22 protein-coding genes are annotated in these 21,419 nt (G+C 54.9%); 15 read left to right on the forward strand and 7 right to left on the reverse strand.

Translation table 11 applies throughout. From position 1 onward, the window contains the following. Positions 1-3: 3 nt before the first annotated feature. From MUN82_RS12495 to MUN82_RS12530, 8 genes are all read left to right on the forward strand, one after another. A complete protein-coding gene (locus MUN82_RS12495; protein ID WP_245090860.1) occupies positions 4-675 on the forward strand; it encodes a hypothetical protein in 672 nt (223 codons plus the stop codon). Positions 676-699: 24 nt separating this feature from the next. Beyond that, positions 700-1,884 carry a PQQ-dependent sugar dehydrogenase gene (locus tag MUN82_RS12500; protein ID WP_245090862.1) on the forward strand — a complete coding sequence of 395 codons (1,185 nt, stop codon included), beginning with the start codon at positions 700-702 and terminating at the stop codon, positions 1,882-1,884. Positions 1,885-2,064: 180 nt separating this feature from the next. Beyond that, complete coding sequence (locus tag MUN82_RS12505; RefSeq protein WP_245090865.1) at positions 2,065-3,351, forward strand: dicarboxylate/amino acid:cation symporter; 1,287 nt, start codon at positions 2,065-2,067, stop codon at positions 3,349-3,351. Between the two features lie 114 nt (positions 3,352-3,465). Further along, positions 3,466-4,014 carry a hypothetical protein gene (locus MUN82_RS12510; protein WP_245090868.1) on the forward strand — a complete coding sequence of 183 codons (549 nt, stop codon included), beginning with the start codon at positions 3,466-3,468 and terminating at the stop codon, positions 4,012-4,014. Between the two features lie 237 nt (positions 4,015-4,251). Further along, complete coding sequence (locus MUN82_RS12515; protein ID WP_245090870.1) at positions 4,252-4,575, forward strand: hypothetical protein; 324 nt, start codon at positions 4,252-4,254, stop codon at positions 4,573-4,575. A 17-nt stretch (positions 4,576-4,592) separates the two neighbouring features. Continuing rightward, positions 4,593-4,898, forward strand: coding sequence for an outer membrane protein assembly factor BamE (locus MUN82_RS12520; protein ID WP_245090872.1), 306 nt, complete (start codon positions 4,593-4,595; stop codon positions 4,896-4,898). Between the two features lie 141 nt (positions 4,899-5,039). Further along, on the forward strand, positions 5,040-7,859 hold the full coding sequence (locus MUN82_RS12525; RefSeq protein ID WP_245090873.1) for a S8 family peptidase: 2,820 nt from the start codon (positions 5,040-5,042) through the stop codon (positions 7,857-7,859). 279 nt (positions 7,860-8,138) lie between these two features. Then, positions 8,139-8,387, forward strand: coding sequence for a hypothetical protein (locus MUN82_RS12530; RefSeq protein WP_245090874.1), 249 nt, complete (start codon positions 8,139-8,141; stop codon positions 8,385-8,387). 76 nt (positions 8,388-8,463) lie between these two features. Here MUN82_RS12530 and MUN82_RS12535 read toward each other — a convergent pair whose 3' ends face one another. After that, positions 8,464-9,171 (reverse strand): carbonic anhydrase, encoded by a 708-nt coding sequence (locus MUN82_RS12535; protein WP_245090877.1) that lies wholly within the window; start codon positions 9,169-9,171, stop codon positions 8,464-8,466. 131 nt (positions 9,172-9,302) lie between these two features. Between MUN82_RS12535 and MUN82_RS12540 the strand changes: the two genes are divergently transcribed. Next, complete coding sequence (locus tag MUN82_RS12540) at positions 9,303-9,716, forward strand: hypothetical protein (protein WP_245090880.1); 414 nt, start codon at positions 9,303-9,305, stop codon at positions 9,714-9,716. A 3-nt stretch (positions 9,717-9,719) separates the two neighbouring features. Here the strand turns inward: MUN82_RS12540 and MUN82_RS12545 are convergent, their stop codons facing one another. Then, positions 9,720-10,406, reverse strand: coding sequence for a TIGR02117 family protein (locus MUN82_RS12545; protein WP_245090882.1), 687 nt, complete (start codon positions 10,404-10,406; stop codon positions 9,720-9,722). A gap of 141 nt (positions 10,407-10,547) precedes the next feature. After that, positions 10,548-12,854, reverse strand: coding sequence for an aconitate hydratase (locus MUN82_RS12550; protein WP_245090884.1), 2,307 nt, complete (start codon positions 12,852-12,854; stop codon positions 10,548-10,550). Positions 12,855-13,022: 168 nt separating this feature from the next. On the opposite strand from MUN82_RS12550, the gene MUN82_RS12555 reads away from it, so the two are divergent. Further along, entirely contained in the window at positions 13,023-14,309 is a 1,287-nt protein-coding gene (locus tag MUN82_RS12555) for a TlpA disulfide reductase family protein (RefSeq protein ID WP_245090887.1), read from the forward strand. A gap of 97 nt (positions 14,310-14,406) precedes the next feature. Here MUN82_RS12555 and MUN82_RS12560 read toward each other — a convergent pair whose 3' ends face one another. After that, positions 14,407-14,976: a GNAT family N-acetyltransferase gene (locus MUN82_RS12560; RefSeq protein ID WP_245090889.1), complete on the reverse strand. Its 570-nt coding sequence runs from the start codon at positions 14,974-14,976 to the stop codon at positions 14,407-14,409. Between the two features lie 168 nt (positions 14,977-15,144). Here MUN82_RS12560 and MUN82_RS12565 point away from each other — a divergent pair, with 168 nt between their 5' ends. Beyond that, positions 15,145-15,471 (forward strand): hypothetical protein, encoded by a 327-nt coding sequence (locus MUN82_RS12565; protein WP_245090892.1) that lies wholly within the window; start codon positions 15,145-15,147, stop codon positions 15,469-15,471. A gap of 173 nt (positions 15,472-15,644) precedes the next feature. Here the strand turns inward: MUN82_RS12565 and MUN82_RS12570 are convergent, their stop codons facing one another. Continuing rightward, positions 15,645-16,625 carry a polyprenyl synthetase family protein gene (locus tag MUN82_RS12570; protein WP_245090895.1) on the reverse strand — a complete coding sequence of 327 codons (981 nt, stop codon included), beginning with the start codon at positions 16,623-16,625 and terminating at the stop codon, positions 15,645-15,647. Positions 16,626-16,767: 142 nt separating this feature from the next. Between MUN82_RS12570 and MUN82_RS12575 the strand changes: the two genes are divergently transcribed. From MUN82_RS12575 to MUN82_RS12590, 4 genes are all read left to right on the forward strand, one after another. Beyond that, on the forward strand, positions 16,768-17,142 hold the full coding sequence (locus tag MUN82_RS12575; RefSeq protein ID WP_245090897.1) for a DMT family protein: 375 nt from the start codon (positions 16,768-16,770) through the stop codon (positions 17,140-17,142). Positions 17,143-17,183: 41 nt separating this feature from the next. Then, complete coding sequence (locus MUN82_RS12580; RefSeq protein WP_245090900.1) at positions 17,184-18,044, forward strand: alpha/beta hydrolase family protein; 861 nt, start codon at positions 17,184-17,186, stop codon at positions 18,042-18,044. Between the two features lie 116 nt (positions 18,045-18,160). Beyond that, complete coding sequence (gene folK / locus MUN82_RS12585) at positions 18,161-18,649, forward strand: 2-amino-4-hydroxy-6-hydroxymethyldihydropteridine diphosphokinase (RefSeq protein WP_245090903.1); 489 nt, start codon at positions 18,161-18,163, stop codon at positions 18,647-18,649. 97 nt (positions 18,650-18,746) lie between these two features. Beyond that, positions 18,747-19,229, forward strand: coding sequence for a hypothetical protein (locus tag MUN82_RS12590; protein ID WP_245090905.1), 483 nt, complete (start codon positions 18,747-18,749; stop codon positions 19,227-19,229). A gap of 732 nt (positions 19,230-19,961) precedes the next feature. Here the strand turns inward: MUN82_RS12590 and fabD are convergent. Together fabD and MUN82_RS12600 are read right to left on the reverse strand one after the other, a co-directional pair. After that, entirely contained in the window at positions 19,962-20,843 is an 882-nt protein-coding gene (gene fabD / locus MUN82_RS12595; RefSeq protein WP_245090907.1) for an ACP S-malonyltransferase, read from the reverse strand. Positions 20,844-21,005: 162 nt separating this feature from the next. After that, positions 21,006-21,383: a hypothetical protein gene (locus MUN82_RS12600; protein WP_245090910.1), complete on the reverse strand. Its 378-nt coding sequence runs from the start codon at positions 21,381-21,383 to the stop codon at positions 21,006-21,008. Between the last annotated feature and the right edge of the window lie 36 nt (positions 21,384-21,419).

Below are 21,419 nucleotides of genomic sequence, written 5' to 3' on the forward strand. Positions count from 1 at the left end.
ATAATGTATTTACCACGCCGCTACAGCCGTAAACTGTTTTTTCCGCCGGGTCTACTGGCGCTGGCGTTTCTGCTGTTGATGGGTTGTATGTGGGTGAGTGGAGACGCGCGGTTGCGACCAATCTTTGTAACGACAGCTTATTTTCCTACCCCCGAGTCGTCCGCTTATGATTGGACAAGGTTTTACAGAATAAAAGAGAAAAGTAATTGGAAAGAATATCATATCTCTGAACCAATAACCGATTCTACAATATGGAAATCATTATGCAATAGATTTATTTTTCTATCTAACAGTGCGGATTCTTCGCAACGTATAAAAGTATATTTCGATAGTAAAACTAAGTATGAGAGCATTGTTAGAATACTAAGCATTGCTGAATTAGCTAAATCAAAAAGTTATATCATTGATTTAGCTGATGAAACAACGAATTTTTATATCACAGAGGGAAACTTACTGGCTCCCATACATAAAGATCCATTTCCTCTTACTTGCGCCTCGGATTACTATTTTGTTCCATTGTATCCTTCAAAAAATCAATTTATAAATTTCAGTAAATATCTTCGTCTTGAAAATTTATTTATACTATCTGCATTTATATTATATACAGTTCTATTAATAATATCTTTCAGATTTCATTATATTCGTAACCCTACCCCTCCATACGCAGTTGAATAGCGCACAACCTTTTGCTATTCCGCTATGCGTTTGCTCACGCTTTCTGCCGCACTACTTGCCACGCTTTCGGCCACGGCCCAAAACGTACCACCCGAGGCGACGCCCTTCAAGATGACGGGCAATATTTACTTACCCAAGAAACTGCCCGCCACGCCCGAGCGCGTGAGCAGTCTGAAAGCCCCGCCCGGCTTCACCATCACGAAATACGCCGAGGGGCTGGATATGCCCCGCATGCTGGCCCAGGCCCCCAACGGCGACCTGTACGTGACCAACCGCGTGAAAGGCACCATAACGCTGCTGCGCGACGCCAATAAAGACGGGAAGGTGGATATGACGAAACAGGTTGCGCAGAAACCAAACCTGCACGGCCTGGCACTCAAAGGCAACAAGCTATACATCAGTGCCATTCGGGAGCTGTATGTGGCCGACGTGAAGGCTGATGGCACCTTGGGAGAGTTAAAGATGCTCTACAAAGACCTACCCGACGCTGGTCAGCACGCCAACCGCACCATGCAGTTTGGCCCCGATGGCAAGCTCTACCTATCGGTAGGTAGCACCTGCAACGCCTGCGACGAGGATAACAAAGAAAACGCAACGCTCATCCAGATTAATACCGATGGCTCGGGCCGCACAGTGTACGCGCACGGGCTACGCAATACCATCGGTTTCGACTGGCACCCTACCACGGGGCAGCTCTTTGGTATGGACCATGGCATCGACTGGCTCGGCGACGAGGACCAGCAGGAAGAGCTAAACCAGATCAAGCAGGGCGCGCACTACGGCTGGCCGTCCATCATTGCCGATGGCAAGCACTACCCCGCCAACAAGCCCAAAAGTGGCGAATCGTATGAGCAGTTTGATGCCAAAACTGTGCGGCCGCTGTTGCTCTATAAAGCCCATTCGGCACCGCTGGGACTGGTTTTCAACCGGGCCAAGCAGTTTCCGCAGGAGTATCAGAACGATGCCTTCGTGACCATGCACGGCTCCTGGAACCGCGCCGAGCCCTCAGGCTACAAAATTGTGCGCGTGCATTTCGACCAGCAGGGCAAGCCAGAGAAGTTTGAAGACTTCGTGACGGGCTGGCTGGTAGAAAACAACAAATCGGAGTTTGGCCGGCCTTGCGGTTTGATTCAGGCCAACGACGGCTCCCTACTGGTGTCAGACGACGACAACGGCGTGATTTACCGGGTGGCGTACACGAAGAAGTAAGCCCCTAGTTATCTGTCATCCTGAGCACAGCGAAGGACCTTATTATGTGAGCACGACCTATATCAGATGGTTGCTATCTAATGCAAGTTGTGCTCATGTGATAAGGTCCTTCGCTGTGCTCAGGATGATAGATAGTTTTGTTTTATCCTGTCACCCCGCTCTTTCGTAGCTTCACGCTGCATGAAAAAAATTTACCACAACCTCACATTTCAGGTTCTTACAGCCATTGCGCTGGGCATTTTGGTGGGTGCGCTCTTCCCGGAGGTAGGCGCGGCGCTGAAGCCCATTGGCGACACGTTTATCAACCTGATCAAAATGCTGATTGCCCCCATCATCTTCCTGACGGTGGTGCTAGGCATTGGCAACATGGGCGACCTGAAAAAGGTGGGGCGCGTGGGCGGCAAGGCCATCTTGTATTTCGAAATCATCACCACGTTTGCGCTGGTGATTGGGGTAGGCGCGGCCAACCTCACCCAGCCTGGCCGCGGCATCGATACCAGCAGCGTGGCTGCGCAGGCCAGCAAAACTGCCGAGTACGCCGAAAAGGGCGCCAACATGGACTGGGTGGCCTTCTTCACCCACATCGTACCCGACAGCTTTGTGGGAGCCTTTGCCGAAAGCGACGTGCTGCAAGTGCTGCTGATTGCGGTGCTATTTGGTCTAGCCCTGAGCAAAGTGAAAGCTGATATCAGCGCGCCGGTTATCAGCATGTTTGAGAAGCTGAGTCAGATCTTTTTTGCGGTGCTGGGCCTGGTGATGAAGCTGGCGCCGCTGGGTGCTTTCGGCGGCATGGCCTTCACCATCGGCAAGTATGGCCTCGACACGCTCCTACCCCTGGCCAAGCTCATGCTGACGGTGTATGGCACCATGGCCTTATTTATCTTCGGGGTGTTGGGGCTGGTGGCGTGGCGCTACAAATTCAGTGTCCTGACCCTGCTGGGCTTTATCAAGGAAGAGCTGTTGATTGTGCTGGGCACGTCGTCGTCGGAGTCGGCCCTACCCCTGCTCATCGACAAGCTTGAAACATTCGGCTGCTCGCGCTCCGTGGCCGGTCTGGTCATTCCCACGGGTTACTCGTTCAACCTCGATGGCACCACTATCTACCTGTCTATCTCGGCTATTTTCCTGGCCCAGGCCTTCGGCATCGACCTTTCTTTGACACAACAGCTCACCATCATCGGCATTCTGATGCTTACCAGCAAGGGCGCGGCGGGCGTCACGGGGTCGGGCTTTATCGTGCTGGCCTCTACCCTGGCCGCCACCAAGGTTATTCCGGTAGAGGGCATGGCCCTGCTGCTGGGCGTAGACCGATTTATGTCGGAGGCGAGGGCCATTACCAACATCATCGGCAACGCGGTGGCTACGGTGGTCATTGCCAAGAGCGAGAACGAGTTTGACGAGGAAAAGAACCGCCTTGCTTTGGCCGGTCGTATCAAACCTGAGGCGCAGGAAGTAGCAGAGGAGTAGCCGTAATATGCTGATTGATGATGGGTTGATGTGCTGATTGATGACGTTCTTTTTTGTCAATCAACTCATTATCGATCAGCACATCAACCTATCATCAATCAGCCCATCACCCTAATGCCCGCCCTACCCCCCGACCTGCGTAAAGCCCTGTTCAACCTCCCACAACGAGAAAAAGATCAACTGCTGGCCCGCCTTGTAGCCCAGGACAGCGTCCTGACGGAGCAGCTAAGCTACCGCCTGCTCGAAGGCCCCGATGCACTGGAGGAACGCCGCCACCGCCTACGCCAGCAGGTAGACGACCCCGTGCGCGGCTACCACCAAACCCCCAACGACCTGCTCGTGATTCTACGCCAGTTGCAAGCCCGCCTGGCTTACCACACCAAAATCACGGGTGATACTTACGGCGAGGTGGAGCTGAGCATTCGCTTGCTGCTGAACGTGTTTGCGCACCAGCCCGAAAGCGTAGCGCGTCTGCACGGCCCTACCCAGCCGCTGCTGCAACACCTGGCCCGCCGCACCCAAGATGTGCTCAAGCAAGCCCAAAAGCTCCACGAAGACTACCACCTAGAGCTGGCCGACAGCCTCAACCAGTTGCTGAAGCAGCTCTACCAATCGGCCGCCGCTCCGCTGGCGAGAGAGCTAGGCCTGCCGGTGGAGTGGTGAATTTGTGAAATGGTGAGTTTGTGAAGGCGCCTGTCATCCTGAGCTGGCGAAGGACCTCATGACCGCAGAACGAGTCGTTGGTACGCCTGATGTTCTCGCGTGATAAGGTCCTTCGCCAGCTCAGGATGACAGGCGCTTCTACATTCACTACTTCACTCTTCACAACTTCACTATTCTTTAATCAGTAGAAGCAAGAATGGCTGCCGATACCCGGTTCGCCTTTTTAGCTCTACCTCTATGTCGTCTGTTCCCACTCCCGAAAACGTGCGCGTGCCTCAACACCTTTCCGATGCCGACTTGCGGCAAGCCTTGGAGGAATTGGACGCCAAAATAAAAACGCTGCACAACCGTGCCCACGCCACCACCGCCGGCTCCCACGCCACCTACCACGAGCACGCGGCGGCGCTGGAAGCAAAACGGGCAAAGCTGGTGGCCCAGCTAGGCCCTACTCCCACCGGACCAGCAACGGGCGCTGCCCCCTCCGAACAGAATAAGAGCCTGTGGGAAGAAATTTCCCGCGGTATTGATAACCTGCGCAAGGACCTACGCGACATCGTTTAAACCACCACACACGCTGTATGAAATTATACGCCACGCTCGCCGCCGCGGCCCTGCTATTGGGCGCCTGCACTGCGCAGGAGAGCTACAAAAACGCCGTTAGCTGCGCCGAGGTAACGGTGGGCATGACGCAGGAACAGGTGCGCCACCTCATGGGCGAGCCCACCGGCGACGACGCCACCAGCAGCGGCCACACGTGGTCCTACCTCTTCGGCAGCGCCACCGACACGCAGCCTATTCGGGTTATGTTTGACGCCAGCGGCAAGGTAACGGGCAAGGAATGTGCCCCTGAGGCCTCGGGCAAAGAGCGCCCCACAGGCAACTAAGCAACGAGCGAAGCACACGCAAACAGGCGGGATTCTTGCACTGCGCGGGAGCTAAATGAATGCAGAAATCCGTGTTCCTTGGCAAACTCGTATGCAGTAGCTGATGGGCAGTGCTTTCTATCGTTTTCTTATCCGCTCCCGATGCTGCTACCGCTACGTGCTATTCGCTACTTTCTGTTGATTTGCTGGCTGCTACCTACCTTGCGGGTGGCAGCCCAAGGGCCCAACCCAGCTACTCCCTCGGCCCCAACCGTGCAGCCGGGCCGGTTGGTTTTTCGTCTGAAACCGGAACTCCGCCATCTGGCTACGGCCACTACCATTGCTGAGCCTACTCTGACAGCCGCGCTACAACGGCTCGGGGCCACGCAGCTGCACCAAAAATTCAGCAACACGCTTCTGCCCGACCCTGAGAAGCCTGAATCGGTCGATATCAGCCTGATTTACGAAATCCGGCTGCCTACCCCCACGGACCTCGACCGGGTACGGCACCTGCTGCAAACTACCGGCGCCGTTTTATACGCCGAGCCGCTGTACTACTACGCGCCCCTCTCCCAGCCCAACGACCCCCTGGCCGACTCTACCCGTGCCGATGGGCAGTACTACCTGCGCAACATCCGGGCGTACAGCGCCTGGAATATCACCAAGGGCGATACAACCGTTGTTATCGGCATTTCTGACACCGGCACCTATTTCGACCACGAAGACCTGGGGCAGGTGAAATACAACTATGCCGATCCGATTGATGGTATTGACAATGACAATGATGGCTACGTAGATAATTTCCGGGGCTGGGATTTGGCCGATAATGATAATAACCCGTACGTCGACGCGCAGCTTAGCCCGCAAAAGCACGGGGCATGGGTTACCGGAATAGCCGCCGGCACGCCCGATAATGCCCGGGGTATTGCTGGCGTGGGCTATAACTGTCGCTACCTACCCCTCAAAATATACCCCAGTACGGCACGGGGCGCTTTTGCCGGCTACGAGGCTATGGTATACGCCGCTGAGCACGGTTGCCGGGTGCTAAACCTGTCGTGGGGCGGGGTAGGCAATCGTTCTCAATTTGAGCAGGATGTCATCAGCTACGTTGCCGTAAACCGCGACGTAGTGATTGTGGCTGCGGCCGGCAACACGGATGCTGAGTTAGACTTTTACCCAGCCAGCTACGACCATGTGGTGTCGGTAACAGGCCTGGAGACGAACAATATAAAAGGCAGCCTGACGTATAGCCGCAACGTTGACCTATGCGCACCGGGGACAAGTATTGTGACCACAGCAGGCGACGCGCCGGGCGGATACGCAACATTGGGCGGGTCATCTTTTGCTTCGCCTATTGCAGCAGGCGTGGCGGCGCTGGTGCGTAGCCGGTTTCCTACCTATTCGGCCGCCCAGGTAGTTGCGCAGTTGCGCGCCACAGCTAACCCCGACATCTATACCCTACCCGGCAACGCAGCCTATGCGGGTAAGATGGGCACCGGCCGGCTGGACGCGTACCGGGCAGTGTTGACTACTGATGCGCGCGCCGTACGGGTAGTGCGCAGTCAATCTATACGCACCGCGGCAGGGGAGCAGGAGCTGGAAATAGAGGTGCAGAACCTTTTGCAGCCGGTGACCAACCTGCGAGTAGCCATTGCATCGCTCTCGCCCTACCTTACGACTACTGCCGATGTGTTTGGCGTGGCTGCCCTGCCTACCCTTGGCAGAGCCACCAACATCGATAAGCCTTTCCGGCTAACTGTTGCTGCCAATACACCGCCTAATACCAAAGTGCTCATCGAGTGCCGGTTGATAGCTGATAACGGCTATCAGGCAACACAGTATCTGACGGTGGTGGTGAACCCCGGCTATGTGGTGCTCGATGCCAACGACCTGCGGCTTACCCTAACCAGCCAGGGCACCTTAGGCTATGACAATCCCGCTTCCGGCATTGGCGAGGGCGTCACGTACCGCCAGGGCAGCTCGCTGCTGTACGAGGGGGGACTGGTAGTGGCTACTTCTCCCACACGGGTTTCCAACCAAGTGCGCGGCACCAAGGGTACCGACCACGATTTCTACATCCGTAGCCAGACACTGTTCAGCCGTCCTACGCGGGCTACGCAGGAAGTGCAGGGCGTTTTTCAGGACTCTCTACCCAGTGCCACGCGCACCTATACGGTGGGCGTGCGAGTGCGCCAGCACGCCTACGCTTGGGCTGCTGCCCCCGCCCGCAACTACGTATTGCTCCAGTATCGGCTTACCAATATGACCTCCGATACCTTGAAGCCGCTCTATGCGGGCTTGTTCATGGATTGGGACCTGCCACGCGATGCGGCCCGCAATGTAGCCCAGTGGGATGCTGGTCGTTCTCTGGGATACGTGTATAGCGTAGTCACGCCTGATTTGTACGCAGGGGTGCAAGTGCTTGAAGGCGGCGCACCTGCTTATTATGCCATTAATAATGCAGCTACTACCGGCTTAGTAGCCCCCGCTAGCGATGGATTCAGCCGTGCCGAGAAGTTTGCCGGCCTTAGCAACGGTACTACTCACGCCAGCGCGGGCTTACCCTATGGGGCTGATGTTTCGCAACTAATAGGCGCTAAGCTCCGTGCCCTGCCTCCCGGCGACTCTACTACCCTAACGCTGGCAGTACTTGGCGCCTCGTCTTTAGCGGAGTTGCAATCCGCTGCCGACGAGGCCCGACTGCGCTTTACTCAAGTGCTGCCTACCCGCACGCAAACGCCTGCGGTTGCCTGGCAGGCCTACCCAAATCCCACTGCTGAAAAGCTGTACGTAGAAATTCCAGCAGCCTTTGCTCCTGTCGACGTCCGTTTGTTTAACCAGACAGGTGCTATGGTGCTGCGGCAGGCCGGCGCAGCTCGTACTACCTTGGATGTGCACTCCTATCCGGCTGGGCTCTACTTGTTGCAGATACGTTCGGCTAGCGGTACTACGCTTTCTCAGAAGGTAATCATTCAGCCTTGAGCGCGTTTTTAATAGGAATTAATAACGTATTAGGTTATCGGTAAGACGTTGCAACTATCAATCAGCACAAAATGATGCACACTTAATATAGAACATTATGCAACTAATTATGTTAGCAAGTACAATAAAGTATATAGAATCATTAATTTAATTCATCACTTATAATAAGTACAATTTTTGTAATTTTAATTGGATTATTTCATCATTGAAATGGTCTTGAATTTAGAAAATTGATATACTAATTTGCTTAGTTTAGACAAAGTATTCGTATCTTTGGATATGTCGAAAGTCAAACTTCCCGTTCCGCCGCCCGTGCAGCACTTTGCCCGTTGCGTAGACGATTCGTGCCGCCCGGCTGACTACGTAGGCGAATGGCCCGAAGCGGGCCAGGTGTACCCCGTGCGCGTGCTAGCGCACGCTCGTACTGGCCAGCCACAGGTGCATATCCTGGGTTTCTATGCTGAAGCTCCATACGGGGCTTTTGCGGCCAGGCGCTTTGCGCCCGTTGCCAGCGTCTGGCTGAATTAGCCAGCCCTTTCTTCCACGCCAAAACGGCTGCCTCCGTCACGCTACACGGAAGCAGCCGTTTTTATTTGGCCCAGTGTTAGCGACTGCCTTCCACCTTACCCTCTTGTCCGATTTCTAACGCCTCAGTGCTTTTGCTACCATACAGCGTTTCTTCGCTTAGGTTATAGATATCCTGAATATCGTGCAGAATGTGCTCAAAGTCTAAGTTCAGGTCTTTCAACAGCCCCGATTTCAAATCGAACACCCAACCGTGTACGATAGGGTAGCCTTTTTTGAGGTAGGCTTGCTGCAGCACAGCCGTCTTAATTACGTTGACGCACTGCTCCTGCACGTTCAGTTCTACCAGCCGGTCGTAGCGAGCATCAGTGTCCTCGATGGCATCCAGCTCGGTGTGGTGCAGACGGTATACGTCGCGGATATTACGCAGCCAGGGATTCATAATGCCCAGATCTTTGGGTTGCATAGCTGCTTTCACGCCGCCGCAACCGTAGTGCCCACACACCACAATGTGCTTCACACCCAAGTGCAACACAGCGTACTCAATCACCGACATGACATTTAAGTCAATGTTAATTACCATGTTGGCAATGTTGCGGTGCACAAAAGCCTCACCGGGAGCCACGCCCATCAGCTCTTCGGCTGTCACGCGCGAGTCGCTGCACCCGATGTAGAGATAGTCAGGGCGCTGATCGGCAGCCAAGCGCTTCAGAAAGTCCGGAGCCGTTGCCTCATTATTGGCCACCCACTGGCGGTTGTTTTCAAAAATCTGTTCGTATGTAATCATGGTAGGTTTGGAAAAAGTGCAGACAGTTCTCGGCTATACTACGATTTTACTGGGGAATAGCTGCCTACAGCCGTGCTGCTTTTCCTGATTAGGCGGTCTTCCTACCTTTACTCAGCCTAACGCTTCGCCGCATGACTCCCCCCTCCGACCGCTTCGTGTATACTATTCCCGCGTCGTATCGGCGTATGGAAAACCTGCATATTCTTTTCTGGCTGCTGAAGGATATCGGGTGGTGCATGATCTGGAAGCCACTCGGCATCAGCATGATCCTTCCTACCCTCAGCATTGCGCTGCTCATCACCTGGCGTACCCGCAGCATCAAGGCTGAGCTAGCTCACAACCTGGCCATTGTGTTCTGGATTACGGCTAACTCCTACTGGACGATCAGCGAGTTTGTGGGGTTCGATACGGTGCAGCTGGGTTACGGCCTTACTGGCAAGCATCTGACGCTGGTACCGTTTCTGCTGGGCCTGGGCATTCTGACGTATTACTACCTCATCGAGAAGCCCCGCGAAACCCGGCTTGAGCAGGTGGCTACGCTGTAACTTTTACCGATACTGATAAAAAATACCCGAATCAAACGGTGTCCAGAGGGCGGCTTTTTGGTTCGCTACTTTCAGGCCGTCGTTTGCCCAGGTATTGCAGGTATAGAACAAGTTGTACACGCGCTTCGCCTCATAAAAGGCATCGTAGCGGCCGTAGCTGTGGCCGGCAATGTGCTGCACCCTACCCTGCGCATCGTAGCGGAAGCTGGTTTTGATGAACTGAATAAGGCGGGCGTAATCGGCGGGCGAAAGGTTGATGCGCACGCAGTCGGGGCCTTCGCTGGGGCGATGGTAGAAGGTGGTATGCATAGCCGAGGAGCTAAGCCAAAACATAGCTTCAAAGGCCGTGCTGACTTTCAAATCGGCCCAGGTAGGCGTATCGAGGTAAAAGCCCTTATCGCCCCAACCAAAGCCCACGTAATTCATGGTGGTATCGGAGGCCGGCGTATCGGTATAGGGGATTATTTCGCTCCAGTCGATTTGCGGAGTGCGCACGGGTAGCACAATGTCGGTATGCACACCGTTGGAAAGGATATAGGCGGTGATAGTATCCTGACTCGGTGGCGTGCGGCTACCCACCGGAATGCGCGACAATACAAAGGATGTACCCAGGTACAACGCTACTGCCCCTACGATACCGGCGCTTGTGTATGTAATTCCCTTTCCGATTTTTTGAAGCGTTGTCGCCATGCGTGCTGTTGAGGTTTTCTACTGATACGGCGACGGCCGAAAAGTAACCTGCTGCCCCTCCCCCATCAGCATAAAAAAAGGCCGTTTCTCTACGGGAGAGAAACGGCCTTTCTTATTTAGCAGGCAATGCTACTAGGTTGCTTACACCAAGTTACCAGCCGTATGGGTAGGCGCCTGGCCCGACTCTTGCAAGCGGATCAGGTTCAGGGCCGAGCCGGCTTTAAACCACTCAATCTGTCCCTCGTTGTAGGTGTGGTTGAGGGTGATGAGGTCGGTGTCGCCATCGGCGTGGTGCAGGCGGGCCTGCAGCGACTTACCGGGCTGGAAGTCCGTCAGACCGATGATGTCGATGGTGTCAGCCTCCTCAATCAGGTTGTAGTCGTTCTTATCGGCAAACGTGAGAGCCAGCATCCCCTGCTTTTTCAGGTTGGTTTCGTGGATGCGAGCAAACGACTTCACAATCACAGCGCGCACGCCTAGGTGGCGGGGCTCCATGGCAGCGTGCTCGCGCGAGCTGCCTTCGCCGTAGTTCTCGTCGCCTACTACCACCGTGCCGATGCCCATGCTCTTGTAGCTACGAGCAGCCTGCGGTACGGTGTTGTAGCCCTCACCTTGCACCACGAAGTCGCGCACTGAGTTGGTCTCATCGTTGAAGGCATTGGTAGCGCCGATGAGCATGTTGTTGGAGATGTTGTCCAAGTGACCACGGTATTTCAACCAGGGGCCGGCCATCGAGATGTGGTCGGTGGTGCACTTGCCTTTGGCTTTGATGAGCAAACGCAATCCTTTCAGATCGGTGCCTTCCCACGCCTTGAAGGGCTCCAGCAACTCCAGACGCTCGGACGCAGGATCTACTACTACCTGCACGCCCGAACCATCTTCGGCAGGCGCCTGGAAGCCAGCGTCTTCCACGGCAAAGCCTTGCGCAGGCAGCTCTACCCCCAGCGGCTCGTCCAGCTTCACCTGCTGGCCGTCTTTGGTGGGTAGGGTGTCGGTAAGGGGGTTGAAGGTCAAATCACCGGCAATGGCGAAAGCCGTTACGATTTCGGGCGAGGCCACAAACGCGTGCGTGTTGGGGTTGCCGTCGTTGCGCTTGGCAAAGTTGCGGTTGAACGAGGTGATGATGGAGTTCTTGCGCTTAGGGTCGTCGGTGTGACGGGCCCACTGGCCGATGCACGGACCGCAGGCGTTGGCCAGCACCACGCCGCCCATCTGGGCGAAGGTGTCGAGTAGACCGTCGCGGGCTACCGTGTAGCGCACCTGCTCCGAGCCGGGCGTTACGGTGAATTCGGCATTCACCGACAGGCCCTTTTGTACTGCCTGCTCGGCAATGCTGGCGGCGCGAGTGATGTCCTCGTACGAAGAGTTGGTGCAGGAGCCAATCAGGCCTACCTCCAGCTTTTCGGGCCAGCCGTGCTCTTTCACGGCAGCAGCAAACTGCGAAATCGGCCAGGCGGCGTCTGGTGTGAACGGACCGTTCACGTAAGGCTCCAGCTCCGACAGGTTGATTTCAATCAGCTGATCGAAGTATTTCTCCGAATCCTGGTACACTTCGTCGTCGGCGCGCAGGTGCTGACGGATGCCATTAGCCAGCTCGGCTACGTCGGCACGGTCGGTGGAGCGCAGGTAGTCGGCCATCTTATCATCGTAGCCAAACACCGAGGTAGTAGCCCCGATTTCAGCACCCATGTTGCAGATGGTCCCTTTGCCGGTGCAGCTCAGGTTGTCGGCACCCTCGCCGAAGTATTCTACGATAGCGCCGGTACCGCCTTTTACGGTCAGAATACCCGCTACTTTCAGAATCACGTCTTTAGCCGAAGCCCAGCCCGACAGCTTGCCGGTCAGCTTCACGCCAATTACTTTCGGGAACTTCAGTTCCCAAGCCATGCCGGCCATCACGTCTACCGCATCGGCACCGCCTACCCCAATGGCAATCATGCCGAGGCCGCCCGCGTTGGGCGTGTGCGAGTCCGTCCCGATCATCATGCCGCCGGGGAAAGCGTAGTTTTCCAGTACTACCTGGTGAATGATACCGGCGCCGGGCTTCCAGAAGCCGATGCCGTATTTATTGGACACCGACGCCAGGAAATCGTATACTTCCTTGTTTTCATCGTTGGCCGTAGCCAAGTCTTCCGAAGCGCCATCTTTGGCTTGGATCAGGTGGTCGCAGTGTACGGTGCTGGGCACGGCTACCTTGGGCTTACCAGCCTGCATAAACTGGAGCAGCGCCATTTGGGCGGTAGCATCCTGCATGGCCACGCGGTCGGGAGCGAAATCGACGTAGGAAACGCCCCGCTCGTAAGCCTGTTTTACGTCGCCGCCGTAGAGGTGAGCGTACAGGATTTTTTCGGTCAGTGTGAGCGGGCGGCCAACGGCGGCACGGGCGGCTTCGATGCGCTGGCCCATACCGGCGTACACGGCCTGAATCATTTCTAAGTCAAACGCCATAATGCAAAAAAGAGAAAAGGTGAACTAGGGTAAACTTCCTAATAGGTACGCAAATATAGTTGCCCGGCGTTGCGCTGCCCAAACTTTATCTTCGCCGGAAGTTAGTCTATAAACCAACCAACTAGCGTAGTAGTTTAGCTTTCACTCATTCCTTACCTTGTTTAGAATATGTCTGTATTTCAGAAGCTCCTTTTGGGGGTTGGCATTTCCCTCTCCATGACCGCCTGCAACTCTGGTTCCGGCGACCGTACACCCGCTGACACGGCTACCAGTAAGCCCACTGGTCCGCTACGGGTAGGACCGTGGCGCGGCGTGCTGACGGCCCAAGGCCAGCAAATTCCGTTTTTGTTTGAGGTAGAGCAAGACTCGGCCAACCGGCCTGTGGTGTATCTGCGCAACGGCGAGGAGCGCCTGAAGCTGGATGAAATCACGACGGCCGGCGATTCCACCACCATCCGGTTGGGCGTATTTGATGCTGCCCTAGTGGTACGCCCTGCCGGCGACGGCCAACTGACCGGCACCTGGGTGAAATACGATGGCAAAGAGCCTTACCGCGTGCCCTTCACGGCGCAGCTAGGCGGGCAACAGCTGTTTCTGAGCAAACAGCAAATAGATCCGGCTGATTTTAATGGAACCTGGAGCGTGACGTTTCGGGGGGAGAAACCCGAGGACTCCTACCCAGCGGTGGGCGTGTTCAAGCAAAAGGGCCACGATGTAACGGGTACCTTCCTGACTACCACCGGCGACTACCGCTACCTGGCCGGCCAGGCTAATGGCGACACATTGCGCCTCTCTACCTTCGATGGCAGCCACGGCTTCCTGTTCACAGCAGCCAAGCAAGCCGATGGCAAGCTGCAAGGCGACTTCTACGCCGGTAAATCTGGGCACGAAACCTGGGTAGCTAACCTCGACCCCAATGCTAAGCTACCCAACGCCGACTCGCTGGCCGGCATGAAGCCCGGGGAGAAAAAGCTGACGTTCAAGTTTCCTAGTGTGCTGGAAGGCGGTAGCATTTCGCCCTCCGATCCTAAGTACCAGGGCAAGGTAGTGGTGGTGCAGCTGCTGGGCTCGTGGTGCCCCAACTGCATGGACGAAACCAACTTCCTGGCCCCCTGGTATGAGAAAAACAAGCAGCGCGGGGTCGAAATCATCGGCTTAGGCTACGAGCGCACGCCCGACCAGAAAATTGCTGCTGAGAAGCTGCGCAAGATGAAGCAGCGCTTTAACGTAGGCTACGACGTGGCCGTGGCCGGCGTGGCCGACAAGGACGCCGCTGCTAAATCCCTACCCCAGGTAGAAAAAGTACTGGCCTTCCCAACCACTATTTTCCTGGACAAAAAGGGCGAAGTACGCAAGATTCACACGGGTTTCTCTGGCCCCGGCACCGGCAAATACTACGACCAGGAAGTGGCCGAGTTCAACAAGACCATTGACCAGCTGCTGGCCGAAAAGTAGGCGCCGGCGCAGCCAGTAGCACGCTAACGTAATACCCGCCTGAGCACAATTATTCTGCTCAGACGGGTATTTTTTTGTTGGTTGATGCAGTTGGTCTCTACCCTTGCCGTAGCCGCTCCAGCATCACAATGGTATCGCCGTGGTAGGTAGTGCGTGCAAACTCTCGAAACTCAAACTTGTGGGCAAGTCGGAGAGAGGGCACGTTTCCGGGGTCAATGATGCACGTGATGCGGTCTACAGGGATATGCGCATCGGCCCAGGCCAGGGCAGTTTCCAAGGCTTGCGAGGCGTAGCCGCGGCCGTGCGCGTGGGGCGCAATTACCCACCCGGCTTCGAGTACGCCTTTGAGCGAAGGGGTCAGGTCGCGCTGAAAATCGAAAAAGCCCACGGAGCCAAGGTAGCGCCCGGTGGCTTTTTCCTCAATGGTCCAGGAGCCATAGCCGAGCATAGCCCAATGCCCCAGTTGCCCGAGCAGCCGACGCCATACTTCTTCCTCAGAGCTTGGCTTATTGCCTAGAAAACGATAAAAAGCCGGGTCGGCGTGTATGGCAGTGGCTTCGGGCAGGTCGGTTGGCTGAGGAGCACGCAGACGCAAATCGGTCGTTTCGAGCAGCGGCACCAGCGGCGGCGTTTGTACCAGACTAAAGGGTAGTGTAGAGACAGACATAATACGCCAAAATAACAGCCAGGCAGGACTTCCACTCTATCTACATTCGCTTATCCTGTACCAACTGACCTTCCACTGGGGCAACTCAATAGGGCATTCTGCGCGTACACATAAAACACGGCTCTCAGCCACTGCCCTTTCTATACTCCAAAACCAACCCCTACTCCCATGTGGATTCAACAAAAAGCCGACGAGCGCGCTTCCCTCTCCGACCTGCAAGGCCGCGCCGTAGGTCTCAAATTTGAGTGTAACAAGTGCCACGCCGAGGTATTCACAGATCTCATTGGCGTGCCCGCTCCCGATGCCCCTACCCCCGGCCAACCCGAAACAGCCGCCGAAAACTACGAAATTGAAGAAATCCAGTGCCACAATTGCGGCATGCGCCACGAGCTGATGGTAGACAGCACCTTTGATGGCGTGCTATTCAACGTAAGCGAGGTAGCCCCCGATCAGGTAAGCTACCAAGTAGCCCAGCCTGAACAGGATCTGCGTTAAGTTGTCTGAACCACGGATTCGCTCGGATTTGTCGGATTACACGGATTTTGTGGACGACTCCGAATGTATATAAAAACAAGAAGCGCTTGCCAAATGGCAAGCGCTTTCTGTTTAAATCGTCCACAAAATCCGTATAATCCGATAAATCCGAGCGAATCCGTGGTTCAGACTACTTACTTCTCCCGCTCGATGGTGTAGTTGATCAGCTGCTCCAGCGAGGTGCGGGCCGGCGAAGCTGGGAACGTGTAAAGTAGTTGCAAGGCCTCATCGCGGTAGCGCTGCATGGTCTGGATGGCGTAGTCGAGGCCGCCGGATTTTTTCACGAAGTCGATAACGGCCTGGATGCGGTCTTTGCGGCCGTCATTGTTCTTCACGTTGTAGATCACGCGTCGTTTGGTGAGCCAGTCGGCTTGTTGTAAGGCGTAGATGAGCGGCAGCGTCATCTTTTTCTCCTTGATATCGATGCCCACCGGCTTGCCAATTTCGGCCGTACCGTAGTCGAACAGGTCGTCTTTAATTTGGAAGGCGATGCCTACCTTCTCGCCAAACAGACGCGCCTGCTCAATAGTAGTCGCATCAGCGCCGGCGGAGGACGCCCCCACGGCGCAGCAAGAGGCAATCAGCGAGGCCGTTTTCTGCCGGATAATGTCGAAATACACCTCCTCAGTGATGTCGAGGCGACGGGCTTTTTCGATTTGCAGCAGCTCGCCCTCGCTCAGCTCGCGCACGGCGTTGCTCACGATTTTGAGTAGGGCATAGTCGTCGTTTTCGAGGCTCAGTAGCAGGCCCTTGCTGAGCAGATAGTCGCCTACCAGCACGGCTATCTTGTTTTTCCAGAGGGCATTGATGGAAAAGAACCCGCGGCGGTAGTTCGACTCGTCCACCACGTCGTCGTGCACCAGAGTGGCTGTGTGCAGCAGCTCAATAAGCGCCGCCCCGCGGAAGGTGGCCTCAGGTAGTGGGTCGCCGCCGCAAATTTTAGCCGAGAAGAACACGAACATCGGCCGGATCTGCTTGCCCTTGCGCTTCACGATGTAGCCCATGATTTTGTCCAGCAGTAGGACGTTGGACTTCATGGACTGGCGGAATTTGTGTTCAAACTCCACCATTTCGCCCGCAATTGGGGCTTGTATTTCGTCCAGGGTTACTTTCATGCGGGCAAGTTGGGCGCTGCAATGATACGGTGAAAAACAATGAGATATTGCGCCTTTCTCTGCTACGCTTTCGTATGCGTGCTGCTGAGGTAGGCCACGCGCATATCTTGCTGCTATTTCACCCCTCTCTTCTTCCTGGCTTATGCGCGGTATTGCTTCTCTCGTGCTGCTCACCATCTCCAACCTGTTTATGACATTTGCGTGGTATGGCCACCTGCATTTGTTTAAGAAAATACCGTGGTTTGCCAAGCTGGGTCTGGTAGGCGTTATTCTGGTGAGCTGGGGACTGGCTTTGTTTGAATACATCTTTCAGGTGCCGGCCAACCGCCTGGGTTTTGTAGAAAACGGCGGCCCATTCAGCCTCTTTCAGCTCAAAGTGATACAGGAAGTGGTGACGCTTACAGTATTTACGCTGTGTGCGGTGTTCATTTTCAAAACCGATAAGCTTGGCTGGAATCACGTGGCGGGGTTTGCCCTGCTGGTGGCGGCTGTGTATGTCATTTTCAAAAAATGGTAGCCGGCAGCCTCGTTGACAGCTTGTAGTGTACCTTCGCTCCTATGGCTGCTTCTCCCCTGACTTCTGTCGACTTTCTACTTCGCAACCCTACCCATACACGCCCGTTTGCGGCCGATGCTTGCTACCTACCCACTGGGCAGGCCAAGCCGGTGGTGATATTTGTGCACGGCTTCAAAGGCTTCAAGGACTGGGGCCATTTCAATGCCTTAGCTGATTACTTTGCCCGGCAGGGCTTTGTGTTTATCAAGCTGAACCTGTCGCACAACGGCGTGGTGGTAGGCGGCAGCGGCGACTTAGAGGACATGGAAGCCTTCGGGCACAACAATTTCAGCCTGGAACTGGACGACCTGGGCGCCCTACTCGACGCGCTGCATACGCCCGGTACCACGCCCCTACCCCCCGCCGAGTTGGACCTGACGCGCCTGACCCTCGTCGGCCACAGTCGCGGGGGCGGCCTGGTACTGCTGAAAGCCGCCGAAGACACCCGCGTGACGTCCGTAGTCGGGTGGGCCGCCATCAACGACATCGACCAGCGCTGGAGCCCCGACCTCATGCAGCGCTGGCAGGCCGATGGCGTGCAGTACATCGATAATGCTCGCACCGGCCAGCGTATGCCGCTCTACTATCAGCTGGCCGAGGACTACCAGCGCAACAAGGCCCGCCTCGATATCCCTACCCTGGTGCGCACTCTGCGCCAGCCCTTGCTCCTGCTCCACGGCGACCAAGACGAAACCCTACCTGTGCAAATGGCCCACGACCTGCAAGCGTGGCAACCCCGTGCCAAGCTGGTGGTAGTGCCCGGTGCCAACCACGTATTCGGCGGCCGGCACCCGTGGGAGGAAACCGGCCTACCCGCCCACGCCCAGCACGTAGCCGACGAAACCATTGCCTTTCTACGGTAGGGGCGCCTCGCAGGCGCCCATCGTTGCACGATGGCGCCTACCGTTCACAACAGATGTATATTTAACAGTATAGCCACGGGACTACGGGCGCCTGCAAGGCGCCCCTACCTAAATCTATGCCTACCCTCGCCTACCTCCTACTCGGCAGTAACCTTGGTAATCGGCAGGAAACCTTGCGCACCGCCGTGGCGCAGCTGCACGCAACGGCCGGCCCCGTAGTAGCACAATCCAGCCTGTATGAAACCGCCGCCTGGGGCCTCACCGACCAACCCGCTTTTCTGAATCAAGCCGTAGCCGTAGCTACCTCTCTGCCACCCGATGCCCTACTTGCCGCCTGCCAGCGGGTAGAGCAGCAGGCCGGCCGCACCCGCGAAATCCGCTGGGGCGCCCGCACCCTGGATGTGGATATTCTACTTTACGGGCAGGAAATCATCGATACCCCTACCCTACAAGTGCCCCACCCACGCCTGTCGGAGCGCCGTTTCGCGCTGGTGCCGCTGGTGGAAATCGCGCCGGAGGTAGTGCATCCGGGGGTGGGTAGAACAGTAGCGGATTTGCTGGCGGTGTGTGAGGATGTGTTGGGGGTAGAGCGAAGAGTATCATAACAGACCTTCGTCAATATAGCTACAGTTAATTGTGTTGACGAAAATCCGTTGCAGACTAGAGACATATTGACGAAGTTTAGGCCTTTTATCAATATAGATGTTGGTTGAAATTATGCGCACTCTGATAAATTCAAAGGTTAATATTCAGATTATAGAAGTTCATGCGTATGGAGTAATCGGGCTCTATAAAAATTGTAGAATTTATGTGGATTTAGTAGAAATATCCTGGAAATCGCCAATCCCTGAAAGTATAATACCAAAAGCGGGCGAAGAAATTAGAGTTCTAATTAGCTCACGCTCTACAAGGCCTGATTCAGATTACTTAGGTTCTGTGAAGTATTTGAACCCAAAACAAAACCCATGGTATAATCCTTCAATATATAAAACAGGAGACTTCTTCATCGGCACAATAGATGAAGCTAACACTTTTGGCTGTTGGGCATTACATCCTAGTGGCGCTGATGTACGGATTATGATAAATGGAAAAAAAGAAGGTTTACGAGTTGGTGATAAAGTCAAGCTTAAAATCACAGGAGTACACCCTGATAGAAAATCAATGAATGCGGAGCTTGCCGATTAACCGCGTACAATATCAGCTTTTAAAACCAAGGTTTAGTAATATGAATCAGACAAAATATTTTTAACCAATGGAGAACAGAATTTTGTCTTCCTTAGCTTCGGAAAGCTGTCCTGCATTATGGTCAATCTTACGACACGAATATTCCTTTTAACTATATTTTTTTGCACTATCAGGTTGCAACTTTGGGAAGTTACCAGAAAAGGACTTGTCAGAGCAAAATATTTCTTATGTAGAACTTAATTTTCTAAACTCGAAGACTGAAACTGAATAGTACCCAATTCGATTAGATAATGCACAGCTATCAGCTTTTTCCAAAATAATCAGCAAAAGGAAGTTGAGTACGTCGAGCCTGAAAACTGCTATGATTTATCAATAAAATTGAAAGAAGGTGTAATCCTTAATTACCGTATCGATGGTGTAAAATTTCAAGGCTACGATGACTCCTCCAACTTATCATTCTCCTTTTCGACAGGAGAAAACATTTTAACTAAAGCTTTTAAATTGAAGGATTTAGAGCATTGTAATGAGGTAGAGCCATTAACACAAGCTTTATAAAATAGCGGCTAACGAATTATACTTAAACAACAAAACACATATTGACGACTGGAAGAAATTGAAGCAGTATCTTTTCAAATACCGCTACTTTACAAAACTTCAGTCCATTAGTAATACAAAATAGCCCGGCTCATCAGCATTACACTGGTGAGCCGGGCTGTTTCTTATAAGTAGTTATTATACCGAAGCTACTGCTACAGCCGGCGTAATCTTCTTCACCAAGCCTTGCAACACTTTACCAGGGCCGCATTCCACAAACTCAGTAGCACCATCCTGAGCCATGCGCTGCACGCTCTGGGTCCAGCGGACGGGGGCGGTGAGCTGGCGCACCAGGTTCTGGCGGATTTCGTCGGGGTTGGTGTGGGGGGCGGCGTCTACGTTTTGGTACACCGGGCAGATGCCGGGTGAGAAGGTCGTTTTCTCGATGGCTTCAGCCAGTGCCGCTTCGGCCGATTGCATCAACGGGGAATGGAAGGCTCCGCCTACTGGCAGGGGTAGGGCGCGCTTGGCGCCGGCAGCTTTCAGCTGCTCGCACGCCAACTCGATGCCGCGCACTGAGCCAGAAATCACCAGCTGGCCGGGGCAGTTGAAGTTGGCAGCTACGACCACGTTGCCGGCATCCGTGATTTCCTGGCAGATGCGCACGGTGGTATCATCGTCGAGACCGAGGATGGCGGCCATGGTGCCGGGCTGTTCCTGGCAGGCGGCCTGCATGGCCTGGGCGCGCTGGGCTACGAGGCGCAGGGCATCGGCAAACGTTAACACTTTGGCAGCCACCAAGGCCGAGAATTCGCCTAACGAGTGGCCCGCTACCATGTCGGGCTGGAGACAGGGAAGCACGGCCGCTTGCACCACAGAGTGCAGAAAGATGGCGGGCTGGGTAACATCGGTGCGGCGCAGGTCCTCATCGGAACCGGAAAACATGATGTCGGTGAGTGAGAAGCCCAGGATGTCGTTAGCCTGGGTCATGAGGGCTTTGGCCTCGTCGTGCTGCTCGTATAAGTCGCGGCCCATGCCGCTGAACTGGCTGCCTTGGCCAGGGAAAATAACTGCCTTCATCTTGGTAGAAAGGTGGGAGTAAAATGTTGAGTTGATTCTAGTTGTCAGTCTGAATCACGGATTCGCTCGAATTTTTCGGATTGGTCGGATTTTGTAGACGGTTCGTGCCAGAGGCCCTCTTCTCTGCCTGTTGTGCAGAATACCTGGAACAACAAGATGGCTCTACTTCACGGGCTGCACCGATACAACGCCGGTTTGCTTGTCCACGTTGAACGCGGCTTTGTTGGGCATGCGGCCGGCCCAGTCGGTGCGGGGTACCAGCACTTGAAACTGCGCGTCGGCATCCACTACACTTGCTGAGTCGAGTTGATACACGGCGCGGTTAGGCAGTTCCTGCACGTAGTTGCGAACAGCAATGTGGGCGTCAGCCTCGGTACTAACAGACGTATTCGGCGTGGAGGTAGTAGCGGGTGCTGCAGCCGAATCGGCAGTTATGGTGTCGGCGGTAGTGGTGGGCATATCGGTAGTCGTTTCGGTACGCTGACAACTGCCCAAAGCGCACGCAAACCCCAACAGAAGGGTCAGAAGTTTCTTCATCATACCGCAAAGAAAACTAAAAGGCGCAGACCAGTTTGG

Origin of the sequence: Hymenobacter aerilatus, from assembly GCF_022921095.1 — a bacterium.
GTDB lineage: Bacteria > Bacteroidota > Bacteroidia > Cytophagales > Hymenobacteraceae > Hymenobacter > Hymenobacter aerilatus.